Here is a 23512-nt window from a genome sequence, read left to right on the forward strand (position 1 = left end):
AAATCGGCAGGCGCGGCCGCGGCGGGCAGTCCAAAAGGTCAAATTATGCTGTCTAGTCGGCTCAGAGATCGGAGCGCCCGATATCAATAATGCTCCGATTGCGAGAAGGTCCGCGCCAGCTCGGCCTGGCCTGCCGTCAGCCCGCAATCGACGGGCAGGCAGACTCCGGTGATGGCAGCGGCGAGCGGGCCAGCCAGGAAGCCTACGGCATTGGCGACATCGCGGGGATCGACGACGCGCTGCAGCGGATACCAGCGGCGCGCTTCCTCGAACACGTTGGGATTGGCGGCGGCGCGCGCCTCCCAGGCCTGCGTCTTCACCGTGCCGGGGGCGACCGCATTCGAGCGGATGCCGAACTTGCCGTATTCCACGGCGACCAGCCGGGTGAAATGCAGAAGGCCGGCCTTGGCGGCGCTATAGGCCGGGTGCCCGAAAACCTGCATGCCGTTGACCGAGGCGATATTGACGACAGAGCCGTTGGACGCCTTCAGCATCGGCTCGAAGGCGCGGAAGCACAGGAAGGCGGCTTCGAGATTGAGCGCATTGTCCGCCCGCCAGATCTCCGGCGTCGTCTCGTGCAGGCTGGTGGCGCGGGCCGCACCGGCATTGTTGACGAGGGTTCGCACCAGCCCGGCCTCGGCGGCGCGTCCTGCCAGTTCCGATATGCTCGTCTCGCTGGTCACATCGCAGCCGACGGCGACGAAACGGCTGGCCGGCCCGAGCCTGGAAGCGACGGCGGCCGCCGCCGCGGCATCGATATCGGCGAGCAGCACGACGTCATGATCATCGGCAAGGCGTGCGGCGATCGCAGCACCTATATCGCCCGCCGCACCGGTGACGATGGCTGCCGATTGGGTCATTTTCCCAGACTCCCGCTCATAGATTTCAGTCTCCAAGCAATTGCCGGTCGTCACCGTCGCGGTGGATGACGAGCTGCTGCTTGATGCGCCGCAGCGTGGTCGTCGCCTTCGGCTGAACGGCATAGGCGACCAGGCTCGAGAGAATATCGACCGTGGCGATATAGGCGATGCGCGTCGAGGTCGGGCGATAGATATTGTTGCCTTCGGGAAGGTCGATCGGCACGACGATTTCGGCCGCCTCGGCAACCGGGCTTGCCGTCTGGGTCAGCGCGATCGTCTTCACCTTGGCGCCGCGGGCAAGCTCGAAGGCGCGCACCAGCTCCAGATTGCGCCCGGAAAAGGACGAGCCGATCAGCACGTCGCCCGGCCGGGCCGCGGCCGCCATCATCAGCTGCATGCTGTGATCGGAACTGGCGGTGATGCGCAGGCCGAGGCGAAAGAGGCGGTTCTGCAGCTCGTCGGCGATCATCGACGAATTGCCGCCCGAGCCGAAGGCATAGATCATCTCGGCCTTGGCGATATGCGAAACGGCGGCTTCGATCGCCGCCAGATCGAGCGAGCGGTGCAGGAGAAACAGCGCGTTCTGCGCCTTGGTGATGATATCCTGGGCGACATCGGCCGGTTCGGTGCTTTTCGATTCCGGCTTCAGATATCGCACGCCGATATGGGCGGTGCGGGCGAGCTGCACCTTGAAATCGGAAAAACTCTCGCAGCCGAGCCGCCGGCAGAAGCGGGTGACGGTCGGCGGCGAGACCTCGGCCCGCTCGGCGAGCTCGATGATCGAGGCATTCACCGCAAACTCGAAATCGTTGACGATGATCTCCGCGATGCGGTTTTCCGAAGGAGAAAGCCGGCTCTTATCTTCCTGCAATGTCGAAAAGATATCCAAACCGACTCCCACCGATTTTTCCTACGCGTCCTTCTTCTTATAGGCCACGCAGTCGATCTCAACCTTGCAATCGACCATCATCGACGATTGCACACAGGCGCGTGCCGGCGGATGCGCGCCGAAATACTCCTGATAGATCTTGTTGAAGGTCCAGAAGTCGCGCGGATCGTCGAGCCAGACGCCGACGCGCACGACATCCTCGACGCCGTAGCCGGCCTCCTCGAGAATCTCCAGCACATTGGCGATCGTTTTGTGGGTCTGGGCGATGATGTTGCCGTCGATGATTTCGCCGTCTTCCATCGCAACCTGGCCGGAAACATAGAGCCATCCGTCGGCTTCGACCGCACGCGCGAATGGCAACGTCTTGCCGCCGGCGCCCGTTTGAACCGTGCCATAGCGCTTGATGGGCATGCTGAAGTCCTTGCAAATTATTTTCTTAATACGTTGACAAATGACCATAGAAAGCAGAATTTGACCAGTGAAAAACGCGATTTATGAAAAGAATTTCAATCCGGGGCAGACATGCGCGATCCTTTTCAAAACCCTTTCCCGTCCGACCGCGCCCGGCAGGCGATCTGGGAAATGCTCGTTTCGCGCGATATCGATGCCTTTCTCGCCGCCGACTGGTCGATGGTCGAGGATGATTTCGTCGAAGAGGGCTTCATCGGCATCGACGGCCGCAAGGAGTTGAACCCCGACAACTGGCGGCTCGCCTTCCCCTCGCTCGCCGCCTATCGCGAGGAGTGGCTGAGGCAGGCGAGAGATTTCGCCGAGCAGAGCTTCGGCGAAGATCCGCGCACGGCGATCTTCACCACGACGACGCTCGAAGACATCGAGATCGAAGGCGAGACAGCGCTGGTCCGCAAGAAATTCGACGGCGGCATTACCAAGGCCGACGGCACCCGCGATGTCCTGCAATGGCAGACGCTCTATTATTGCAGGCTGCACGAGGGACGCTGGAAAATCTCAGGTTTCACCGGCTACCTGCCGAACCCGATGGGGTGACGCGGGGCCGACAACACGAAGGCCACTTTCTTGCGCATATTCACGGCAGCACTGGCGACCGAGACCAACACCTTCTCCCCGATCTGCGTGGATCGTCGCGCATTCGAAGCCTCGCTTTATGCCCCGCCCGGCCAGCATCCTGATACACCGACGCTCTGCACCGCGCCGATCACCGTCGGAAGGCGCGTCACGAGAGAAAAGGGCTGGGAGCTGATCGAGGGCACCGCCACCTGGGCCGATCCGGCGGGCCTCGTCAACCGGACGACCTATGAGGAACTGCGCGACGAAATCCTCGGCCAGCTGAGGGCGGCCATGCCGATTGATGCCGTCGTGATGGGCCTGCACGGCGCCATGGTGGCGGCCGGCTATGAGGATACGGAAGGTGATCTTCTCTCACGCATGCGCGAGATCGTCGGCCCCGACGTCCTGATCTGCGCCGAACTCGATCCGCACAGCCATCTGACCGCCAAGCGCGTCGCCGCGCTCGATTTCGCCGTCTATTTCAAGGAATTTCCGCACACGGACTTCGTCGACCGCGCCGAGGATCTCTGGCGCATCGCCATCGACACGCTTGAAGGCCGGGCCAAGCCCCGCATGTCGGTCTTCGACTGCCGCATGATCGACGTCTTCCCGACCTCGCGCGACCCGATGCGCTCCTTCGTCGACAAGATCATGCGGATCGAAAAGGACGACCCCGAGATCCTGTCGATCTCGGTGATCCACGGCTTCATGGTCGGCGACGTTCCCGAAATGGGAACGAAGCTGCTCGTCGTCACCGACAACAAGCCGGAAAAGGGCGCCGCCTTGGCGCGCGAGCTCGGCCTCGAACTGTTTTCCAAGCGCGGCACCTTCATGGTGCCGCAAATCGACGAGAGGCAAGCGGTCTCGCGCGCCATCGCCGCCACCGCATGGCCCGTCGTCATCGCCGATGTCTGGGACAATCCGGGCGGCGGCACGGCGGGTGACGCGACCGTCATCCTCGCCGAGCTGATGGCCCGCGGCGTCGAGAGTGCCGCGGTCGGCACCATCTGGGATCCGATGGCGGTGCAGATCTGCTTTGCGGCAGGCGAGGGGGCGGAAATCCCGCTGCGCTTCGGCGCCAAATCGGCGCCCGGCACCGGCAATCCGATCGACGGCACGGTCAAGGTCGTCAGGCTGGTGAAAAATGCCGAGATGCAGTTCGGCGAGAGCTTGGCGCCCTTCGGCGATGCCGCCCATATCGTGCTCGACGGCATCGACATCATCCTCAATTCGACGCGCGCCCAGAGCTTCGATCCGAGCCTGTTTTCGGCGATGGGCATCGATCCCGAGAAGCAGAAGATCCTGGTGATCAAATCCACCAATCATTTCTTCGCCTCCTTTTCGAAGATCGCCGCGGAAATCCTTTACTGCTCCGCCGGAACGCCCTATCCCAATAATCCGGCGACGACGCCGTACCGGCGGGCGCCGAAGACGATATGGCCGATCGTGGCCGATCCACACGGAAGAGAACGCGGAGCCGCCTGAATGCCTGATCGCAGCTTTGCCGTCGTCGCCAAGGCAGGAGACCGGATCGCCGATCTCTCGACGCCGCGCCCCGTCATCGACGAAGACCGGCTGGCTGCCAACATCGCCCGCGTTCAATCCTATATGGATGAGCACGGGCTGAACTTCCGCCCGCATATCAAGACCCACAAGATCCCGGCGCTCGCCGTCGCCCAGGTCTCCGCCGGCGCCAAGGGCATCAATTGCCAGAAGGTCACGGAAGCCGAGGTTTTCGCCGAAGCCGGCTTCAACGACATCCTCATCACCTTCAACATCCTGGGACAGCAGAAGCTCGAGCGCCTCGCCCGGCTGAACGCGCGCATTTCAGCCCTCAAGGTCGTCGCCGACAGCGAGGTGACGGTCGACGGCCTCGCCGCGCATTTTTCCGGCCACAAGCCGCTGACCGTGCTGGTCGAATGCGACACCGGCGGCGGCCGCTGCGGCGTGCAGACGCCGGAGGAAGCGGCCTCGCTCGCCAGGCGCATTGCCGCCGCCGACGGCCTCACCTTCGGCGGCATCGTCACCTATCCGAAGCCGCAATCAGCCGCCGCCGTCGAGACCTTCATCGCCGAGACGCTGGACCGCCTGAAATCCGACGGCATCGCCTGCCCGATCGTCAGCAATGGCGGAACGCCGAGCCTGTTCGAGGCGCATCTCGTTCCCTCCGCCACCGAACACCGAGCCGGCACCTATATCTACAACGACCGCCAGATGGTGCGCATGGGCCATTGCAGCGAGGACGACTGCGCCATGCACGTGCTCGCAACCGTCGTCTCCCGCCCGACCGCCGACCGCGCCGTCATCGATGCCGGCTCGAAGGCGCTGACCTCGGACCTGCAGGGTTTCAGCGATTACGGCCTGATCGTCGGCTATCCCCAGGCGCGGATCACCAGCCTCTCGGAAGAACACGGCGTCATCGATCTCTCAACCTGCACCGGCCCTCGGCCGCAGATCGGCGAAAAGCTCTTCATCATCCCGAACCACACCTGCGTGGTCTCCAACCTGTTCGACACGATGGTGTTTCATCGGGGCGGCATCGTCACCCGCGTCGAGGACGTCGCCGCCCGCGGCCTCGTCTGGTAGGGGCGGCTCCGGTCGCACGCTGGGCGGAATAACGATGCCGAGCGCCACATCGGTGGAGCTCGGCATCGCAACGGCTTAAGCTTGCGTCATGAATGCCTGCGTCGTGATCGCATTTGCGTAGAAAGGTGCGATGTCGCTGAGGAACGAGGTCTGCTGTTCCCTGGTGAAGGCCGCCGACGCATCGTAGATGACGTTGGTGTGATAGCCGAGGTCGTGGGCGTTGCGCACGGTCGACTCGACGCACTGGCGCAGGGCGAAGCCCATGACGTAGATGTCGAAGATCCGGTTGTTGCGCAGATAGCTGTCGAGCGTGGTGGCGGCAAAGGCGCTGCTGCCGCCGGTACGCTCGCTGATGACATATTCGCCGTCGCGAGGCTCGAACCCCGGGAAGAAATCGGTCTGCTCGCCGAGGAACGAGCCATAGTCGCGCACCATCTTGCGCAGCCCGTACTTCCCTTCGCCCAGCACCCGGTAGTTTGGTTCGAGCACCATCCTGACATGGATGACCTCGATGTTGCGGCGCCGGGCTTCTTCGAGGACCTTCTTCGAATTGGCAATCGCGGTGTCGATCTGCTCGCGGTCCTGGAACTGGCCGTTGATGCCGCCGGTGGGGGCCAGCCAGTCGTTCTGATATTCGATGAGGATCAGCGCGCTCCTGGCGCCGGCTTCGTGGGATGCGTGGTCGGTCATGATGTTGTTCCTTTGTTTGGATGATGTTCGGGCGCTCGCCCCTGCGGCCGGCGTCAGGCCGCGAGGAGAGCCTGATGCTGGCGCAGATGCGCGCGGAAGCGGTCGGCATAGTCCCCGACCACCGCATTCCTGACGCTGGCGCGCGCCGCCAGTGCCGCCCGCCATGCCGAGACACGCGGGAAGCCTTCGAAGATCGCCTGCGACACGGCGGGATCGATGATCGTGAAATAGCGGAAGAGCGGGGCGTAGACCGCATCGACCATGCCGAAGGCGGCGCCGGCGAAATACGGCCCCGACCCGAGCTCGGCCTCCAGCTTCCGGAGCCGGTCGCGGAACGCGGTTCGTTTGGCGTCCGCGGTCGCCGGATCGGTGGCGTTGAGAAACTGCCAGCCATCGGCGAGGGTCTGCGTGGCGAATTCGATCCACGCGCGCTGCCGGGCGCGCAGCAGCGCATCGTCGGGATACATCGCCGCGCCGCCTTGCGTTTCCTCCAGATACTCGCAGATCACCATGCTTTCGAAGAGGATGGCGTCCTCCTCGTCGGTCTGGTGCACCTTGAGCAGCGGCACCTTGCCGGTCGGCGACAGCGCCAGGAACCAGTCGGGCTTGGCCGAGAGGTCGACGTTGATCCGCTCGAACGGCACGTTCTTCTCGAGAAGGACGATCGCGGCGCGTTGAACGAACGGGCAGAGCGGATGGCTGATGAGTGTCAGGCTGGGGTCGGGCATGATGGCCTCTCGGTGTGACGGCAATTCCGGATGGACGGTCAGATCGCCTGACCGCCCGAGATGTCGAAGGTCGTGCCGTTCGCCCAGCCCATGTCGTCGGACAGGATGGCCGCGACCGCGCCGCCGATGTCGTCGGGCTCGCCGACACGGCCGAGCGCGATGGTCCCGGCGACATAAGCGTTGACGTTCGCATCGTCGCGGACCACGCCGCCGCCGAAGTCGGTCGCGATGGCGCCCGGCGCGATCGTGTTCACGCGGATCTGCCGCGCGCCCAGCTCGACCGCCATGAACTTGGTCAGCGTCTGGATGGCCGCCTTCGCCGCCGCATAGAGGCCGTAGCCCGCCATGGTGACGCGCACGAAGCCCGACGAGACGTTCAGGATGCGCCCGCCATCGGCGATCAGCGGCAGCAGCTTCTGCGTCAGGAAGACCGGGCCGCGCAGATGCGTGTCAATCAGCGAATCGAACTGCTCCTCGGTCGTATCGGTCAGCAGCGCATACAGGCCGTGGCCGGCATTGTTGACCAGGAAATCGAACTGCTGGCGGCCGAACCGGGTCAGCGTCTCGGCCACCGTCTCGGCAAATGCCGGGAAGCTCGCCGAATTGCTGACGTCGAGCGCGATCATTGCGGCCTTGCCGCCCAGCGCCTCGATCTCCTGGCGCAGCGTATCGGCCTCCGCGGCGGCGCTGCGATAGGTGCCGATGATGACGACGCCGCGCTTGGCAAGATGCAGCGCCATGCTGCGGCCGAGGCCGCGGCTGGCGCCGGTGATGAGTGCAATCTGCTTGGTCATGATCTGTCCTTCGTGAAATGGTTTTTCCGGAAGGCCGCACCGCTGCGGCGTCGTTCCGATGCCAACCAGATAAGCAGAGCGCACCGCGCCCGCCCGCCCAATGCTCTCAATCTCTTGCCTGATTGTCTCAAGCTCTTTGCTTGTCCTGAAAATAATGCCATAGAAGGCTGATGACCGAGCATCTCCAGCCGCATATCGACCTTGCCCTGCGCCACGCGCGATCGGGGATGACCGTTACGCCGATCCAGCGACTGGAGATCGGCGTCGGGCAAGCGACATCAGGCACCGCGCCTTGCCTGTACCGCTCAATGATCTGCTTCATCCTGCAGGGATCGAAGGATGTGGTGATCCACGACACGCTGTTGCGCTACGACTCTGCGCAATATCTCGTCAGCGCGCTGGATCTGCCGCTGAGCGGCCAGATCCACGATGCCGATGGCGGCCGGCCCTATGTCGCGGTGTCGCTCGTCCTCGACCCCGCATTGCTGGCCGAGGTCGCGTCCACCATGCCGCCGGTGCGCGACGCCGATGCGCCTGGCGTGGGCATCGCAATCAATCCGATGACCCCGCCGCTGCGCGACACGCTGCTGCGTCTGCTGGCGTTGCTCGACACCCCGGCCGACATTCCGGTTCTGGCGCCGATGGCGGAACGCGAATTGCTTTATCGTCTCCTGCAAGGCCCGCAGGGACGCCTGCTGCGCCATATCGCCCAACCCGAGGGAGCGCTCGGCCGGATCCGGCGTGCGGTCGAATGGATTCGCGATCACCAGAACGGGCGGCTGCGGATCGAGGCCCTGTGCGACGCAAGCGGCATGAGCCGCGCCAGCCTGCACCGCCACTTCGTGGCACTGACCGGGCTAAGCCCGATCCAGTATCAGAAGCAGCTACGATTGCAGGAGGCGCGACAACTGCTGCTCTCCGGTGACCGAACCGCTTCAGACGTCGCCTTCGCAGTCGGCTACGAAAGCGCCTCACAATTCAGTCGCGAATATCTCCGGCAATTCGGCGCACCCCCGGTGCGCGACATACGCCAGCTCAGGCAGACGATCGGCAGCCCGGCAGCGGCGTAATCGGCCATCTTGCACCGTCATTTCGCCGCCAAACTCGCCGACCGCGCCGTCATCGACGCCGGCTCGAAGACGCTGACCTCGGACCTCCAGGGCTTCAGTGATTACGGCCTGATCGTCGGCTAACCCCAGGCGCGGATCACCAGCCTCTCGGAAGAACATGGCGTGATCGATCTCTCAACCTGCACCGGCCCCCGGCCGCAGATCGGCGAGAAGCTCTTCATTATCCCGAACCACACCTGCGTGGTATCCAACCTGTTCGATACGATGGTGTTTCATCGCGGCGGCGTGGTGACCCGTATTGAGGAAGTCGCGGCCCGCGGTCTTGTCTAGTAGGGCGGGTAGGGCGAGATGGCTCTCACCGTCGGAGGCTGCAGTGATCGGTGGTTTGCTCGCGATCTCGGTATTAACAGGTACAGTAGCTGGGATTGCAAGACGCGTGCGCGGCGGATGACTTCGTTGCGCCAGTTGCGGACATCAGCTCAGCTTCGACGGGTGGCGTTTAAGCGCCGACACCGGACTGACTGCTCTTGGGTGTCAGATGGCGGGTGACGGTCCCTTGAGTTGTCGTGGACATGCTTTCAGCCGGACAATTCGCTGCCCGACTTCTTTGTTCTGGCTGCGCGCCCGACGGGCGTGGTGCTATCAGCGCCTTTGACGGTCGATTTCTTTCCAGGCTTCCTAGCTGCGCCAGATTTAGGCATCTTTGATGTGAGCGCCGGGCGAAACACATCAAGGACGACAACATCGATCGACTTCTTGAGTTCCTCCGGCATTTGCTTGAGAATTGCTCGACGCAGGTCCGAGGCGCTGGTAATAGTCTCGTCCACCTTTCCGGCGACCGTTTCTCCATTTCCGAACCAGAAGACGAGATAGATGCCTTGGCCTGAGGCATCGGGATGAATGGCATAGCGGTCGTTGAGTTGCGCGGAAGCCGCAGTAAAAAGCTCCGAATGCCATTGCCCTTTGGCCTCCACAACGAGGAGGAGATTCATCCCCGACACTGAGGCGGTTGCCGTGAAATCGGACCTGTTACCCCGAGCCATATGGTGTTCAATCACCACCGGCATCCCGAGAGCCTTCAGACGGGATCTAACCATATCGACGACGCGATTGCGCGCCGTGTTCTCGTCTACGTGTTTTCCTCCGTGGTAGAACGTATCCAGCGGGTCGGTATCAAGCCCTCTCAAGTCAGCCTGAACGCCATCCAGTTCTTCGACCATGAGCGCGCGCAAATCTTCGACGCTCGCCACGGCGTTCCTGTCCAAAAGCTGAGAGACATCCTCAACCGAAGGGGCGCGGAAATCCTGCAGGGCTCCTTCGCGAAGCGCATCGGCGCGAAGGGTCAGCAAAACCGGACGAAAATCTGAAAAGCGAATATCTTCTATAAGTCTGTCAAGGACCGGAAGCTTACGTGCAGGTAGATCGCTCGCAATACGCCAGACTACGTCGCGCAGGAAACGGTACGCCGCTTCGTTAATGGGATCGCCACTCCCATAACTGCTGGGCAAATGGACTTTGGGCCAAGCGTCAACATACGCGTCCAATACCTTAAAGATCGCTTCAGCGGAGAGTGGGGGAACAAAATCACTTTCGTGCCGACCAAACCGCCCGGCGCGATCCGCGACGGAAATTATTGAGGTTGGGTCCCGCCGCAACTCGGCCATAGCTTCATCGCTGCGCGCCGTCGTGAAGAAGAAGGCATTAAGTGCCCAAAAGCGATGGCAGTTTTCGGCGGTTTGACGTTCCGGGCTACCCGCCTCAAAATCGGGAATAGGCTGATCAAACCGAGCGTCGATTAGGTCAGCAAGCTGCTTCCTTTCGCCATGCATGGCAGCCATCGCAAAGAGAGTTTTTTGAGCTGCAACGGGCATGTTAGGATATCGCTGCAACCATTCTAGCGGCAGTGTCGCGCGCAACTCTCGGAAGATGGGCTTACGGTCTAGCCACTCGACTTTCGTAGAGTTTGCTTCGCCGGATGCCAAAGGCGGCTCGATAAAAGCCTGCGCAAACGCTTTCACTGATCCTGATTCTGCGAAAACCAGCCGGTGCATCGCCGCTTCGATTGCGTTTAATTCTTCTTCATTCTCCATTGCCGGATAAGGGCCGGTTTCCGTAATCGCGGCCCGGAGAATCCTAGGATCGAGATCGTCGAAGGACTCGTTACTTCTGAAGCGTATTAGGCAGTGGGCAAAAAACACTTCGGCAACGTGGTTCCACTCCCCACGCGCAAGTTCCTCCAGCGTCGGGATATGCTGGGACGACAGAAAGGGAATGCAATTCCGCAAAGCCCGCACAGGAGTCTGCGCATAGTCCGGGTTGCTTAGCTTATCTGGCTCAAAGAGATAATTGTTTGCAAACTCCCACAGCCAACCCCAATGCTCCCCAGCCTCGATTGTGGCGCGGTTTGCTATCAGATGGGCTCGATTGCCTTCGATGGTCTCAGCTTCGCGGCTCTCGAAGCGCCGACGGCGAGAGCGAACCATAAAACGCCGTTCTTCACTGTCTCGCTTCGCCGACCTGTCGAGCTTGGCCCATATCTGCATAAAGCGTAGGTCTTTATTTGCGTGTGCCCTCATCAGCGTTCGTTGGGGGTTTGCCCGGCTTTGTTCGTTATAAATATCGTGTCGCACCCAGAGGGCGGACCAGGCGTCAACCAGGCCTTGCTCAAATGCGTGCTGCGCCAGCGCCGCGATGTCGGGCGCATGAAACCGGATCCCGGAGTGTATGCTTGAATGAAAAAGCCGCCTTACCGCCTCTCGCGCCTGCTCACCAGTTAGGTCTGCGATTGCCAGTCGCTGTACCGCCTGGCGCAGGACCACGCTATCGTTGAGGAGCTTTACAGCTGGGCTGTCATCGCCGGATCGGTGGTTGCGGTAAACGAGGGCCTTTGTCCACCCCCAAACTCGCGCAGGATCGAGATCGCGCGCCTCCGGCAAATGATGATCGAGAAGCAGGCCAACTATTTTGCTGATCCCAGGTCGGCACGTGCACTGAAACTCGTATTTTGTGTTGCAAATGCAGGTCAGCCCATTCGTGAGTTGGCCCAAGGCTACAACTGTATTTTCCTGATCGAAAGAATTGACCATCATTTTGACGTAGTAGCGGGACTCCCGGTTCCGCTCCCTCCCATCATTGTTCTTCGGGTATAAGTCAGCCAGCTTGCGAAGCAGCTCAACCACCAACGCACTGTCAAAATTCTGCGATCCAAACAAGCGTATTGCCGTTGCAGCTAGCTCAAGCGAAACACGAGAGTGCTCCAATAGGAGCGCAGGGACATCAGGGCGGGGGTCATAGCCCGTGCTTTCGAGCAGCAAAGATAATGCAGCCTTGCGAACATCACGCCTGGAGGCGGCATTCAGTGCAAGCTCCCGCAACTCCGGTTCGAATTGGCTCGCGGCCTGGGAAGAAGACAGCAGTTCCAGTACTAGGTCCCGAAGCGGACTGTCGACCATCGCGGGGCTCATTAGGGCCGCAACATCATCTCGAATGTCTGCGGCGAAGAATGTGCCCACATTGAATTGTCGCCAAGCGTCACTTCGGCGAAAAAGGGGGTTGTTTTCCGCGAGCAGGCTTAGCGTCCGGAGGAGAGCCTTCTTGGAATATGTCGCGAGCTCTGACGGATCGCCGTTCGCTACGACGGCGTAGGGGTCAAGTTCAATCAGCTGGCGCTGCGTCGCACCTTGCGCGAGTGCCGCCATCCATCCGAGCATGCCCCTTAACTCTGTTCGAACTGCCCCCTTCGGTGCAATAATCGCTAGAATTCGAGCAAGCGACAGGCGGTCGGCCGGATCGTCGATTCTTCCGATTAGATATCTCGCGGCACAATACTCTGCGACTATGCGGTGTATGGGCTCATGCTGCCCTGGTTCGAAGGAAGGCTTCAAAAGCCGCGTATCAGCGAGAAAGTGCGCGTCTTGAGGGCTTTCGGCGACGAGTGACCGCAAGTAGGGAAAGTCGTTCGATGTGAGGCTTTCGCTGGAGTTGACTCCGGCGACGCCGGATAGCATCAGCTTGGCAGAGACCTCGCAGGCCATCTCAACGATTTCGCCGTCAGACGGGCGGTTCGGACGTTTCACCCGCGGATTTGCTTCATGGGCGAGGCGGCGAACGGCGTCGAGATAAATTTTTTTCTTGGAGACGAACCGCCGCCCACTCTCGATGTAGGCTTCACCGAAGAGCAGCAAAAACTGAGGGTTTCCCAGGAGCGGACCAAGTTCGAAACGCGCGCATTCAGCTGCGAAAGCATCGAAGCTTTCCCCGGAAAATTTAGCGGTGAAAAGTTGACGCTGCTCGGACGTGGTGAATGCCTTGAGCTTGACGACGATAGGCTCGGCCCCGAAATAATCTTTCACGTGCTCGGTCTCGGCACTGTCCCACTCGCTGGAACGGCCCGCGAAAATGACCGTCCCACTGCCCGCTTCACTAGCTTTCAGAATGATGTCTTCGATGCCCAACGGGTCGATGCGGGCAACCTCATCCATTGCGTCGATGACCAACGCGCTGGGCTGAGCACCAAGGACCTTGTTTCGAAAAACGCCCGCCCGAGTAGGGGTGACATTCAGAAGCTTGCCGAGCCTTGACAGAAGCTCCGTCTTGCCTGCACCGGGTTCGGCCAGAACGAGAAATAGCGAACCAGTGCGGAGTAGCTCCTCCTCACTATAGCTTCCCTCGCCTACAACCAGTTCTCTTGAAATGTATAAATCTTTCACGAGCTAACGCTACCAAGGTCCCGAGCGGTGTTCAACTACTGCTGGCGTACTTATCAAAGGAGAACCCCGAGTGTGAACGCAGATTGGCACGTTAGTCTACCTGCGAGCGGGTGATCACGAGCCCGTCAGGCTTTTGCTCTCCCCTTGGACCTGCTAGCACATGCAGGACAGTGTCCGCTTTAGGCCCGGGCTTTATCATCGGCAGGAGATTGTCAAACGACTTTTGGGGAGTAAAAAGCACACTTGAACTGCTGTCGGCGGGCACTCGTAATTGCTTCCATTTCGAGCTCCGCCCCCTGGCAGAACTAGCCGCTGAAATAGCCGCTTCAAGCCGCCGTCGGATTGATCACGTTCATATCGATTTCCGTCAGTTCCACCCGCCGCTCAAACGCAATGCCCGCCTCGTCGAAGAGATGACAGTCGGCGGCGTTGATGCCGGTCGCAACCGGCGCATCGGCGCGGATGCCGACGCTGCCGGGGAGCATGGCGCAGAAATTCTCGGACTCGCCGTTGAGCGAGGCATAGGCGACGGTATTGGCGCCGAGGCGTTCGATGACGGTGGGCGTCACGGTAAAGACGATGTCGCCGCCGTTGAGCTGGATGTGCTCCGGGCGGATGCCGAGGGTCAGCGTCTTGCCGGCCATGCCGTCGCGCGGCGTCACCGGCAGGACAGCGGACTGGCCGAGATAATCAACTTCGACGCCGGCGGCGCTGACGCCCTTGCAGGTGACGGGGAGAAAATTCATTTTCGGGTTGCCGATGAAGCCGGCGACGAACTGGTTGGCGGGCTTGTGGTAAAGCTCGAGCGGCGCGCCGGTCTGCGAGATATTGCCGGCATCGAGCACGACGATGCGGTCGGCCATGGTCATGGCTTCGACCTGGTCGTGCGTCACATAGATCATCGTCGCCTTCAGCTGCCGGTGCAGCTTGGCAAGCTCGATGCGCATATCGGCGCGCAGCGCCGCGTCGAGGTTGGAGAGCGGCTCATCGAACAGGAAGATCTTCGGTTCGCGCACAATGGCGCGGCCGATCGCGACGCGCTGGCGCTGGCCGCCGGAGAGCATGCCGGGCTTCTGCTGCAGCCGCTGGTCGAGATGCAGGATGCGCGCGGCGTTTTCCACCTTGGCCTTGAGCTTTGCCTCTTCCATCTTCTCGACGCGCAGCGGGAAGGCGATGTTCTCGAATACAGTCATGTGCGGATAGAGCGCGTAGGACTGGAAGACCATGGCGATGCCGCGCTTGACCGGCGGCAGGTCATTGACCCTGACGCCGTTGATGACGATGTCGCCCGCCGTCGTCGCGTCGAGGCCGGCGATCATCCGCAAGAGCGTGGACTTGCCGCAGCCCGACGGCCCGACGAAAACGACGAATTCGCCGTTCCGCACCTCGAGCTGCACGCCCTTCAGGACCTCGTAGTCGCCGTAGAATTTCTGAACTTTGTTGAGAAGGAGCTGTCCCAAAAATCTGTCTCCGCCGGCGGCCTTCGTCGCACATTCGATAGAGGGGAGGGGCCGCGGCCTGTGCCGCGACCCCAGGGAGAGTGCTTACTTGAAGGCTTCGATTTCGCCGGCAGCCTTCTTCAGCGCCGCTTCCGGTTCGGCCTTGCCCGTCACCACCGACTGGATCATCTCGATCATCGAGTTCTGGAAGCCCTTATAGTCGGTGAAGAGCGGCTCGGGACCACCATAGCTGATGCCCTCGATGAGCGGCTTCCAGGAGGGGTCCTTGGCGACGAATTCGTCGACCTTTGCGGAAGGACGCAGCGGGGTGAGGCCGGCGCCGCCCTGCAGCTCATATTCCGGCTGCACGTCCGGCGAGGTGATGAACTTGGCGAATTCGGTCGCCTTGTCCTCGACGCCCGAACCCTTGAAGATCGCCAGGCTGTCGGTGATCAGCAGCGTGCCGGGGCCTTTGGCGTCGGGACCGAGCGGCAGCGTCGTGATGCCCCAGCTGATCTTCGTCTCCTTCAGGCGGGAGGCAGCGCCCGATCCGGCCTGGATCATGGCGACCTTGCCGTCGAGGAAGATGGCGCGGACTTCGTTCTGCTCATAGGCCGTCGGGCCTTCCTCGGAGTAGGGGACGATATCCTTGTAAGCCTTCAGCGCAGCGAGAATCTGCGGGCTGTCGAGGGTGACCTTGCCGTCCGCATCCGTTACCGCGCCGTTGTTGGTGTAAACCCAATGCATGAACTGGTGCATGGTGTTGTCGAAGGTCTTGGCCGAGAGACCGAAGCCCGGAATGCCGGTCTTTTCCTTGATGGTCTTTGCCATCTCGATTTCTTCGGCCCAGGTCTTCGGCGGCTTCTCGGGATCAAGGCCGGCCTGCTTGAAGAGGTCCTTGTTCCAATAAAGCGCCTTGGTGGAGAAGGCGATCGGAACGCCCCACTGCGTGCCCTCGAAGGTCACCGTGTCGACGATGTGGGGATAGTAAGCCTTCTTTTCCTCATCCGTCATCGGCACCTTGACGATGAGGTCGTTCTGCGCGAATTCCTTCAGCGTGCGCGAGCCGACATAGGCCATGGCAACCGGCGTGCCGGCGGCGGCAAGCGTCGTTGCCTTGTCCTGGCACTGCGCCCAGCCGACGACTTCAGGGGTGACCTTCCAGCCGGCGTTCTTTTCTTCCCACTGCTTGATATATTTGGTGTGGACCGGGTCGATCGTGTCGCCGCAATAGATCCAGCTGATTTCCTTGTCGGCCGCCTGGGCAGTGACTGCGGTCAGTGCCGTCGAACCGAGCAAGGCGAGCGCCATAAGGCCTGTCTTGATTGTAATGCTCACGTCGTAACTCCCATTCTTGGTTAGCTGTTCACTGGTTTTTTGCTTTTATTGTTTCACCGCACCGGCGGTCAGACCGCCGACGAGGTAACGCTGAAGGAAGAAGATGACGACCATCGCCGGCGCAATGCCGACGAAGGAAGCCGCCATCAGTTCGTTCCAGATGACCTCCTGCTTGCCGAAGTAGGCAAAGAGCCCCACCGGCAAGGGCATGTATTCGCTCTTCGAGTTGAAGGTCAGCGCGAAGATGAATTGCTGGGCGTAGGCGCCGATGAAGGTGGTGATGGCGACGACGATGATTCCCGGCATCGCAATGGGCAGGATGACGCGGCGCAGGGTGTAGAAGTGGCTGGCGCCATCCATGAAGGCGGCTTCGTTGAGCTCCTGGGGAATGCGGATCATATAGGTGCGCAGCAGCCAGATCGCCGACGGGATGAGGAAGGCGACCCCCGGCACGATCATGGCGAGATAGGTGTTGAGCACGCCCATGCTGCGCATCAGCCGGAAGAGCGGGATCAGAAGCACGGCGCCGGAGAACATGTTCACCGTCAGGAAGGCGCCGAGCAGGATGCCCATGCCCTTGAATTCGAACTTGGCGAAGGCATAAGCCGCCGGAATGACGAGGCAGAGCACGATCAGCGTGACGATGATCGAGATGAAGAAGGAATTGAAGATATAGCGCCCGAAACCCGGCACGCTGATCCACATCGTCCGGTAGGCTTCGAACGAGCCGTTCTCCGGCCAGAAACGATAGGGCGAGGAGAAGAGCTGGGCGAGCGGCTTCAGCGACACCAGGAAGCCCTCCACGAAGGGCGCCAGGACGAAGAATAAAAACACCGCGATGCCGCAATAGATCAGGATGATCTCCCACCAGCGGTAACGGTCGATCATGGCAGCACTGCTCATGCGCGCTTCTCCGGGTTGAGGCGGCGGGTGACGCGGAAATAGGCGAAGCAGAAGAGCGACAGGAAAATGCAGATCAAGACGGCGCGCGCTGCACCCTCACCGTATTTCTTCGAGCCGATCGCCGTCTGGTAGGTATCGATGATCATCGTCGTCGTCTCGCCGCTCGGGCCGCCCTGCGTCAGGATCCAGATGATGTCGAACGAGTTGAAGGTGGCGATCAAGGACAGCATCGACATGGTGATGATGGCAGGCACCATCAGCGGCAGGGTGATGCGGCGGAAGCGGTACCAGCGGCCGGCGCCGTCGGTCCAGGCGGCCTCGTAGAGGTCCTTCGGGATCGACTGGATCGCCGCCAGGAAATAGATCGTCACCAGCGGCACGCCGATCCAGACGTCGGTGACGATGGTCGCCCAGAAGGCGGTGCTGCCATAGGCGAGGAAGGCGACCGGGCCGTCCACCAGGCCGAAACGCTGCAACAGGCCGGATATCATCCCGAACTGGCCGTTATACATCCAGCCCCACATGAAGATGCCGATCGCCATCGGCACGATCCATGGCGGCATGGTCAAAAGCCGGAACAGCGAGCGGCCGGGCACGGCGGCATTCAGCATGCAGGCGCCGAAGGTGCCGATCACCATTTTCAGGGCAACCGAGAAGAAGGTCCAGACGAAGGTGCGGAAGATGACCTCGGCAAAGGTGGCGTTGAAGATCTTCTCGTAATTGACCCAGCCGACCCAATTGGTCGTCTTCTTCAGCGACGCGTCGGTGAACGAAAGAATGAAGGTATCGACCAGGGGATAGGCGACGATGGCGAGGACATAGAGAACAGCCGGAAGAAGAAGGATCCAGGCAAAGATGAAGGCGCTTCTTTGAACACTCATCTTGCCGCCGTCCTCAAGCCGCTCTTGCGTGAAGGGCCTCGTCGAAGCGGTCCCAGATGGGACGCAGGTCGACGACGGTTTTCTTCATCCTCGCTTCGTCCATCGCCAGCGCCAGGATGCCGGCCTCGAGCGCATTCAGCGTGGAGACGGGCAGTTCGAGCCCGGTGCGCACGCTTTCCAAGAGGTCGCTCGCCATCTGCTCATCGGCGCCGTAATGCTGGGAGAGTTCCGTGGCGGCATATTTGTTTTCCACCACCTTCTTGCCGGTCAGCTGCTCGTGCACGTCGAGATAGCCGCGGACGAAATCGCCTTCGGCCATGCCGCGCGAGCCCATGATGGCGAAGCGGCGGAACTGGTCGGGCACGTTCAGATTGGTGTGGAAGTTCATGCCGACGCCATTCTCATATTCGACGATCGCCACCTGGTAATCGATGATGTCGGCATCGCTGTCGAAGACCTTGTCCGATCCCATCCAGCCGCTCGGCTTGCGGTGGAAAAGCTCGAGGTCGTTGATGCCCTCGCGGGCCGGGTCGTTGGCCGGAATGAAGCTCTTGCGGCCGCCGAAACTGGCGACCCGCTCCGGCCGCGCGCCGACGACGCCGTTATAAAGGTCGAGGTCGTGGCAGCATTTCTCCAGCATGAAGCTGCCGGAGTAACGTTCGTAACGGCGCCAGTCGCGCATGAAGAAGGCGCCGTGATAGGGCTCGATATGTTCGGACGCCTCGATCGAGACGATCTGGCCGAGCTTGCCCTCGGCCTGGATGGCGCGCAGATCCTTGTAAAGAGGGGAGTAACGCAGCACCAGGCCGACCATCAGCCGCTCATGGCCGAACTTCGCCATCAGATGGGCAAGCTCGATGCTTTCGGCGATCGTCGTGACGATCGGCTTTTCGCAGAAGACCTTGAGGCCGGCCTGCAGCCCGAGCCTGATATGGCCGAGATGCATGTGATTGGGAGAACCGATCATCAGCAGATCGAGCTTCTCGGAGGCAAGAAGCTCTTCCGGCGAAGCATAGGCCTTGCCGGCGGAAATGCCCTTTTCCGTCAAATCGGGAAGGCCGGCGGGATCGGGATCCACATAGCCGACGATGTCGAAGCTGCTATCGATCGCTTTGAAGACATAGCCGAGATAGCCGAGCCGGAATCCGAGCCCGATGATTCCCACTTTCATGCCGATCAAGTTCCCAATTTAAGTAATTTATTTTCTTTAAGTTGGGACAAAAATCGGAAGGCGTCAATAGAAAACGGGCCGCAAGACGCGAGCATGAAATTAATTTTCATAAGTCGGTAGGCGGCTGCCGATCAGGCGCTTCGATCGGCTCGGATGCGGGCGCGCCGGATACAGCAGGCGTATTTTTGAAGCCCCGGACCTCGACGCCAGGCTTCATTGCAACTGGCGGCAATCGCGCCGGCAAGCTCACGCGAATCTCGCGAAATGTTGAAAAGAGCCGCGCGCTTACCTGTGTAGGATGCTGCGAGAACCCGAGGCCAGGAGGAGCCATCATGACCCGCATGACAGCCAAGGATTTCCCACAGGAACTGCTCGAACTCTATGATTATTACGCGCATGGGAGGATCACCAAGCGCGAGTTTCTCGACCGGGCCGGCAAATTCGCTGTCGGCGGCGTGACCGCGGCCGCGATCCTGGCGTCGCTGAGCCCCGATTATGCGCTGGCGACCCAGGTCGAGGCGACCGATCCCGATATCTCAGCCGAATACATCACCTATCCCTCGCCGAAGGGAAATGGCGATGTCCGCGGTTATCTCGTCCGTCCCAAAAACGCCACCGGCAAGGTCGCCGCCGTCGTGGTCGTGCATGAGAACAGAGGCCTCAACCCCTATATCGAGGATGTCGCGCGGCGCGTGGCGAAAGCCGGCTTCATCGCGCTTGCGCCCGACGGCCTCACCTCGGTCGGCGGCTACCCCGGCAATGACGAAAAGGGGCGCGAACTCCAGCAGAAGGTCGATCCGGAAAAGCTGATGAACGACTTCTTCGCGGCGGTCGAGTTCCTGATGAAGAATGATCTCACCACCGGCAAGGTCGGCATCACCGGCTTCTGCTACGGCGGCGGCGTCGCCAACGCCGCGGCGGTCGCCTATCCCGAGCTTGCCGCCGCCGTGCCGTTCTATGGCCGGCAGCCGCGCGCCGAAGACGTGCCGAAGATCAAGGCGCCGCTGCTGATCCACTATGCCGGGCTGGACAAGGGCATCAACGAAGGCTGGCCGGCCTATGAAGCGGCGCTGAAATCCGCCGGCAAAACCTACGAGGCCTATATCTACCCCGACGTCAATCACGGCTTCCACAATGATACCACGCCGCGCTACGACGAGGCCGCCGCCAAGCTCGCCTGGCAGCGGACGGTCGATTGGTTTACCAAATACCTGGCTTGAGAATGCAGTGACCAGTCGGCGGGGAGCGATCCCCGCCGATTGGCAAATGTCGCGCCCGGTTATTGCGAACGTTCGACCTTGCGCCGTCCCTGACCATCATTCCGCCGACGTTTTCCACTCTGGACGGCCAGTCTGGCCAGCAAGTTCGTTAGGAGTGGCGGCCCCGGTCATGGCGGCAGTTCTACCTCTCTCTGCTTCTGAGGTCCCGCAATTTCAGGCGGGACGGGAGCATTTTTGGCGGCCTGAGCGCGCCATCCGTCTTTGAAGCAATCTCTCGCGGAAAGCTCAGGTTTCCGATGTCTCAACCAGCAGATTCGAGCCGAGCGCCTGCAGGAAACTCCCGGCATCAAAAATGGCAGCCGGTGGCTTTGCACCGGTGTCGCGGATGTCGCCCGACAGGATCCGCTGGACCGCTTCGCAGATGATCGGCGCCGTGACGGCATAGATGTCCTGTCCCTGGGCGAGAAGCCGGCGACGCAGGTCGCCTTGCGTGATGATCACTTCAACGGCGAAGCGCTGCGCCGAACGCCCGGTTTCATCGATGGCCTGGGGCGGGGGCGTTGACGGATCGCGAACATCCCGCAGGGCTGTCGTGCTGAGAAAGGTGTGCAGCTCCCTGATGCGGACGTGGCGGGCGATGAGCGGTACTTCCGAAAATGGCAGCTCGACGAATGTTTGCCGGCCGAACGGGGCCGGTAAAACGGCCACCTTCTCCGCCGGTGGCTGATGGACGGGCCGAAGCTCTCCGCCGCTGACGGCGAGGCGCTGTGTCCTGTTCTTCTCGCCGGTCACGCGCGTGCCTTTCGTGGGCAGCCAGCTGTCGAGCGCGACCCGGATTTCGACAGTGTCTGCATCCTGCCATTCGTCCATCAGGGCTGCCACCAGCAGATCGGCAAGACCGCCGTAAAATCCCATGGCCGGGATGATGGCTACGCCTGCTTGTCCGGCCGCAGCCCCATGCCGGTCGAACGTGGCCTGAACACTCGGCTGTTCAGCCGTTACATCGAGATAGTGGATGCCGGCGCGCAACGCGGCACGCACGACCGCGTCGGCCGTCTCGATGAACGGGCCGGCGCAGTTGATCACCGCCGCCGCTTCGGCGAGTGCCCTGTCGAGCGCCGCGTCATCCTCTATGGCTGCTTCGCGGCATTCGACGCCACGTTCCGGAAAACCCGCTTCCGCCAATCGCCCGGCACTCCGACCGATCGCAATCGGTTTCAACCCGCGCCGCAACAGTTCGGTGACGACAAACCTGCCGGTATGGCCATTCGCGCCGAAAACCGCGACGGCGGCCTGGGGTGTTCTGGTGACGGCGGCTTGATGCATGGTCATTGCTCTCTCCTTCGCTACAGACCTGTCTGTTCTTTACAAAACATACAGGTCTGTAGCGTGTCAACCAGTTTTCTGCTAGTGTGGCTGAATTGGAGATAAGCGAATGACGAAAAGCACAGCGAACGCACCTGCCCCAGCCGTGAACGAGGTCCGGGACAGAATTCTCGAGACGGCATCGGAACTCTTCTACCGGCGCGGCGTACGCGCCGTCGGCGTCGATTTGGTGGTGGAAAAATCTGGGGTCGCCAAAACCAGTCTCTACCGCCATTTCGGCACAAAGGACGATTTGATTGCCGCCTTTCTTAAGCGCGAGGACCTGGATTTCTGGAGCACCTGGGACCGGGTAACCGAGCGGCATGCGGATGACGCTTTGGCCGAACTCGACGCCCATTTCGAATGGATCGGCGAACGGGTCGGACGGGACAATTACCGCGGCTGCCCGCAGATCAACACCGCTGCTGAGTTTCCGGAAGCCGGTCACCCCGCCCGCAAGGTCGCCGAAGCCCATATGCGTGAAATGCGGCGGCGCCTAAAGGCCATCGCCGAGCGACTGGCGGTTGCGGCGCCCGACCGGCTTGCCGGGCAACTCGCGGTGCTGATCAACGGCGCCTTTGTCAGCATGCAGGTCTTCGAACCCGGCGAGGCGACCGGCTTGCTCCGCGATGCCGCTCACGCCCTGATCGCCGCTGGCCGCAGTTGATTCATGGGGCACACTCCCAGAGTTGGAAAAGGGGTAATGCTGCTGCAATCGCGCGCAAGTGCAGGTTTCGGCAAGCATCCACCGGCTTGCCCAACAGCTCGAGTTTTCGAACATACCGAGTTCCGCGCCATGGTGCGGAGCATCTTGGCAGCTCCCCCACATTTTGCGGCCTTCCCGATGTTGTTATCAGTGGAGACGGTTTGAACGCCCAGCCTCCTCAGGGAGGAACAAATACGTCCTCAAAAAGTCTGCGACGTCAGCCAATCGGCGAACACCTTTGACAGCCGCCGCTGGCTGCCGACTTTTGGATAAGCGAGGTAGTGGCCGATGTAGCGGTTGTCGCGGCTGTTGCTGAACGGGCGAACCAGACGCCCGCTGTCGAGCTCGCGCCTTGCCAGAGTGTTGGACTCTAACGCCACCCCCAGCCCGTTCGCCGCGGCGTCGACTGCCAGAAAGCTTCTGTCGAAGCTCATGGCGGGCAGGGGCGGAGGGCCGAGATTGTTGAGTTCGAACCAGTCGATCCACTGGATCCTTTTCAGGTCGCTGCGGATGAGGGGAAGACGCGCGAGATCGCGCGGGTTTTTCAGTCGTTCAGCCATCTTTGGAGAACACAGCGGAGAAATGATCTCTTCTCCAAGCGGCACGACGATCAAATCTTCTCTGTTCGATGGTTCGCCGTAGATGATGTCGACATCAAACAGGCCGTCCACGAAACGCGCATAGTTTGTGCTCGCCGCCACCCGGACCTCTACCCCCTCGTTCTTGCCGAGGAAGTCGGGAAGGCGTGCCGAGAGCACCTGCGCGGCATAGCTCGGCGCGCAGTGAACCCGCAGCAGGTGGGTCTTGTTGGATGAAATCATCTCAACACCCCGACGAAGCTCTTCAAAGGCGTTGGAGGCATGGGAGAGGAGCGTCTGCCCCGCCAGAGTCAAGGTGACCTTTCGCGTGCTTCGCTCGAAGAGGGAGATGCCAAGGTCACGCTCGAGCTTTGCAATGGCGTGACTTACGGCGCTGGGTGAGAGGTGCAGCTCCTCGGCTGCAGCGCGGAAAGATGCCAGCCTGGCTGCGGCTTCAAAGATGCGGACCGCGGAAAGTGAGGCCATCTGTAACATCGGATTAGTGAACCAGATTCACCCACCGTTGTAAACTTCGCGTTTGTCGAACGGCATCAACTCG

General features: G+C 61.3%; 20 protein-coding genes and 1 pseudogene. 7 read left to right on the forward strand and 14 right to left on the reverse strand.

Going from position 1 to position 23512, the window contains the following annotated elements; all coding sequences use genetic code 11:
- Positions 1 to 83: 83 nt before the first annotated feature.
- The 3 genes from CO671_RS27790 to CO671_RS27800 are packed head-to-tail and all read right to left on the reverse strand — an operon-like array spanning position 84 to position 2160.
- Entirely contained in the window at positions 84 to 860 is a 777-nt protein-coding gene (locus tag CO671_RS27790) for an SDR family oxidoreductase (RefSeq protein ID WP_097608642.1), read from the reverse strand.
- A 25-nt stretch (positions 861 to 885) separates the two neighbouring features.
- On the reverse strand, positions 886 to 1749 hold the full coding sequence (locus tag CO671_RS27795; protein WP_097608643.1) for a MurR/RpiR family transcriptional regulator: 864 nt from the start codon (positions 1747 to 1749) through the stop codon (positions 886 to 888).
- A 21-nt stretch (positions 1750 to 1770) separates the two neighbouring features.
- Positions 1771 to 2160 (reverse strand): RidA family protein, encoded by a 390-nt coding sequence (locus CO671_RS27800; protein ID WP_097608644.1) that lies wholly within the window; start codon positions 2158 to 2160, stop codon positions 1771 to 1773.
- 111 nt (positions 2161 to 2271) lie between these two features.
- Between CO671_RS27800 and CO671_RS27805 the strand changes: the two genes are divergently transcribed.
- From CO671_RS27805 to CO671_RS27815, 3 genes are read left to right on the forward strand one after another with little or no spacing between them, the layout of a single operon-like run.
- Positions 2272 to 2754 carry a hypothetical protein gene (locus CO671_RS27805; RefSeq protein ID WP_097608645.1) on the forward strand — a complete coding sequence of 161 codons (483 nt, stop codon included), beginning with the start codon at positions 2272 to 2274 and terminating at the stop codon, positions 2752 to 2754.
- A gap of 30 nt (positions 2755 to 2784) precedes the next feature.
- On the forward strand, positions 2785 to 4260 hold the full coding sequence (locus CO671_RS27810; RefSeq protein WP_097608646.1) for a M81 family metallopeptidase: 1476 nt from the start codon (positions 2785 to 2787) through the stop codon (positions 4258 to 4260).
- Positions 4261 to 5361: a D-TA family PLP-dependent enzyme gene (locus tag CO671_RS27815; protein ID WP_097608647.1), complete on the forward strand. Its 1101-nt coding sequence runs from the start codon at positions 4261 to 4263 to the stop codon at positions 5359 to 5361.
- A 75-nt stretch (positions 5362 to 5436) separates the two neighbouring features.
- Here CO671_RS27815 and CO671_RS27820 read toward each other — a convergent pair whose 3' ends face one another.
- From CO671_RS27820 to CO671_RS27830, 3 genes are read right to left on the reverse strand one after another with little or no spacing between them, the layout of a single operon-like run.
- Positions 5437 to 6051 (reverse strand): isochorismatase family cysteine hydrolase, encoded by a 615-nt coding sequence (locus tag CO671_RS27820; RefSeq protein WP_097608648.1) that lies wholly within the window; start codon positions 6049 to 6051, stop codon positions 5437 to 5439.
- A gap of 53 nt (positions 6052 to 6104) precedes the next feature.
- Entirely contained in the window at positions 6105 to 6779 is a 675-nt protein-coding gene (locus tag CO671_RS27825) for a glutathione S-transferase family protein (RefSeq protein ID WP_097608649.1), read from the reverse strand.
- A gap of 38 nt (positions 6780 to 6817) precedes the next feature.
- Positions 6818 to 7573: an SDR family oxidoreductase gene (locus CO671_RS27830; RefSeq protein ID WP_097608650.1), complete on the reverse strand. Its 756-nt coding sequence runs from the start codon at positions 7571 to 7573 to the stop codon at positions 6818 to 6820.
- Positions 7574 to 7743: 170 nt separating this feature from the next.
- Between CO671_RS27830 and CO671_RS27835 the strand changes: the two genes are divergently transcribed.
- Together CO671_RS27835 and CO671_RS27840 are read left to right on the forward strand one after the other, a co-directional pair.
- Complete coding sequence (locus tag CO671_RS27835; protein WP_097608651.1) at positions 7744 to 8643, forward strand: AraC family transcriptional regulator; 900 nt, start codon at positions 7744 to 7746, stop codon at positions 8641 to 8643.
- 13 nt (positions 8644 to 8656) lie between these two features.
- Positions 8657 to 8973: pseudogene (locus CO671_RS27840) on the forward strand (D-TA family PLP-dependent enzyme); the annotation flags it as partial.
- Positions 8974 to 9221: 248 nt separating this feature from the next.
- On the opposite strand, the gene CO671_RS27845 reads toward CO671_RS27840, so the two are convergent.
- The 6 genes from CO671_RS27845 to CO671_RS27870 all read right to left on the reverse strand — a co-directional run bounded on the left by CO671_RS27845 (position 9222) and on the right by CO671_RS27870 (position 19084).
- Positions 9222 to 13352, reverse strand: coding sequence for a hypothetical protein (locus CO671_RS27845; RefSeq protein WP_097608652.1), 4131 nt, complete (start codon positions 13350 to 13352; stop codon positions 9222 to 9224).
- Positions 13353 to 13678: 326 nt separating this feature from the next.
- Positions 13679 to 14812, reverse strand: a complete 1134-nt coding sequence (gene ugpC / locus CO671_RS27850) for a sn-glycerol-3-phosphate ABC transporter ATP-binding protein UgpC (RefSeq protein ID WP_097608653.1) — start codon at positions 14810 to 14812, stop codon at positions 13679 to 13681.
- Between the two features lie 84 nt (positions 14813 to 14896).
- Positions 14897 to 16102: an extracellular solute-binding protein gene (locus CO671_RS27855; RefSeq protein ID WP_097608654.1), complete on the reverse strand. Its 1206-nt coding sequence runs from the start codon at positions 16100 to 16102 to the stop codon at positions 14897 to 14899.
- A gap of 72 nt (positions 16103 to 16174) precedes the next feature.
- Entirely contained in the window at positions 16175 to 17032 is an 858-nt protein-coding gene (locus CO671_RS27860) for a carbohydrate ABC transporter permease (protein ID WP_004672438.1), read from the reverse strand.
- On the reverse strand, positions 17029 to 17913 hold the full coding sequence (locus CO671_RS27865) for a sugar ABC transporter permease (RefSeq protein WP_097608655.1): 885 nt from the start codon (positions 17911 to 17913) through the stop codon (positions 17029 to 17031). The genes CO671_RS27860 and CO671_RS27865 overlap by 4 nt, the downstream gene beginning before the upstream one ends.
- Before the next feature lie 13 nt (positions 17914 to 17926).
- A complete protein-coding gene (locus CO671_RS27870) occupies positions 17927 to 19084 on the reverse strand; it encodes a Gfo/Idh/MocA family oxidoreductase (protein ID WP_097608692.1) in 1158 nt (385 codons plus the stop codon).
- 332 nt (positions 19085 to 19416) lie between these two features.
- Between CO671_RS27870 and yghX the strand changes: the two genes are divergently transcribed.
- Positions 19417 to 20304: a YghX family hydrolase gene (yghX, locus tag CO671_RS27875; protein ID WP_097608656.1), complete on the forward strand. Its 888-nt coding sequence runs from the start codon at positions 19417 to 19419 to the stop codon at positions 20302 to 20304.
- Positions 20305 to 20589: 285 nt separating this feature from the next.
- Here yghX and CO671_RS27880 read toward each other — a convergent pair whose 3' ends face one another.
- Positions 20590 to 21636: a saccharopine dehydrogenase NADP-binding domain-containing protein gene (locus CO671_RS27880; protein WP_097608657.1), complete on the reverse strand. Its 1047-nt coding sequence runs from the start codon at positions 21634 to 21636 to the stop codon at positions 20590 to 20592.
- Positions 21637 to 21739: 103 nt separating this feature from the next.
- On the opposite strand from CO671_RS27880, the gene CO671_RS27885 reads away from it, so the two are divergent.
- On the forward strand, positions 21740 to 22336 hold the full coding sequence (locus CO671_RS27885) for a TetR/AcrR family transcriptional regulator (RefSeq protein ID WP_097608658.1): 597 nt from the start codon (positions 21740 to 21742) through the stop codon (positions 22334 to 22336).
- Between the two features lie 239 nt (positions 22337 to 22575).
- Here CO671_RS27885 and CO671_RS27890 read toward each other — a convergent pair whose 3' ends face one another.
- Positions 22576 to 23448, reverse strand: a complete 873-nt coding sequence (locus CO671_RS27890; protein ID WP_097608659.1) for a LysR substrate-binding domain-containing protein — start codon at positions 23446 to 23448, stop codon at positions 22576 to 22578.
- Positions 23449 to 23512 lie beyond the last annotated feature (64 nt).

The organism is Rhizobium sp. M10 (genome assembly GCF_002531955.1).
GTDB classification, from domain to species: domain Bacteria; phylum Pseudomonadota; class Alphaproteobacteria; order Rhizobiales; family Rhizobiaceae; genus Rhizobium; species Rhizobium etli_C.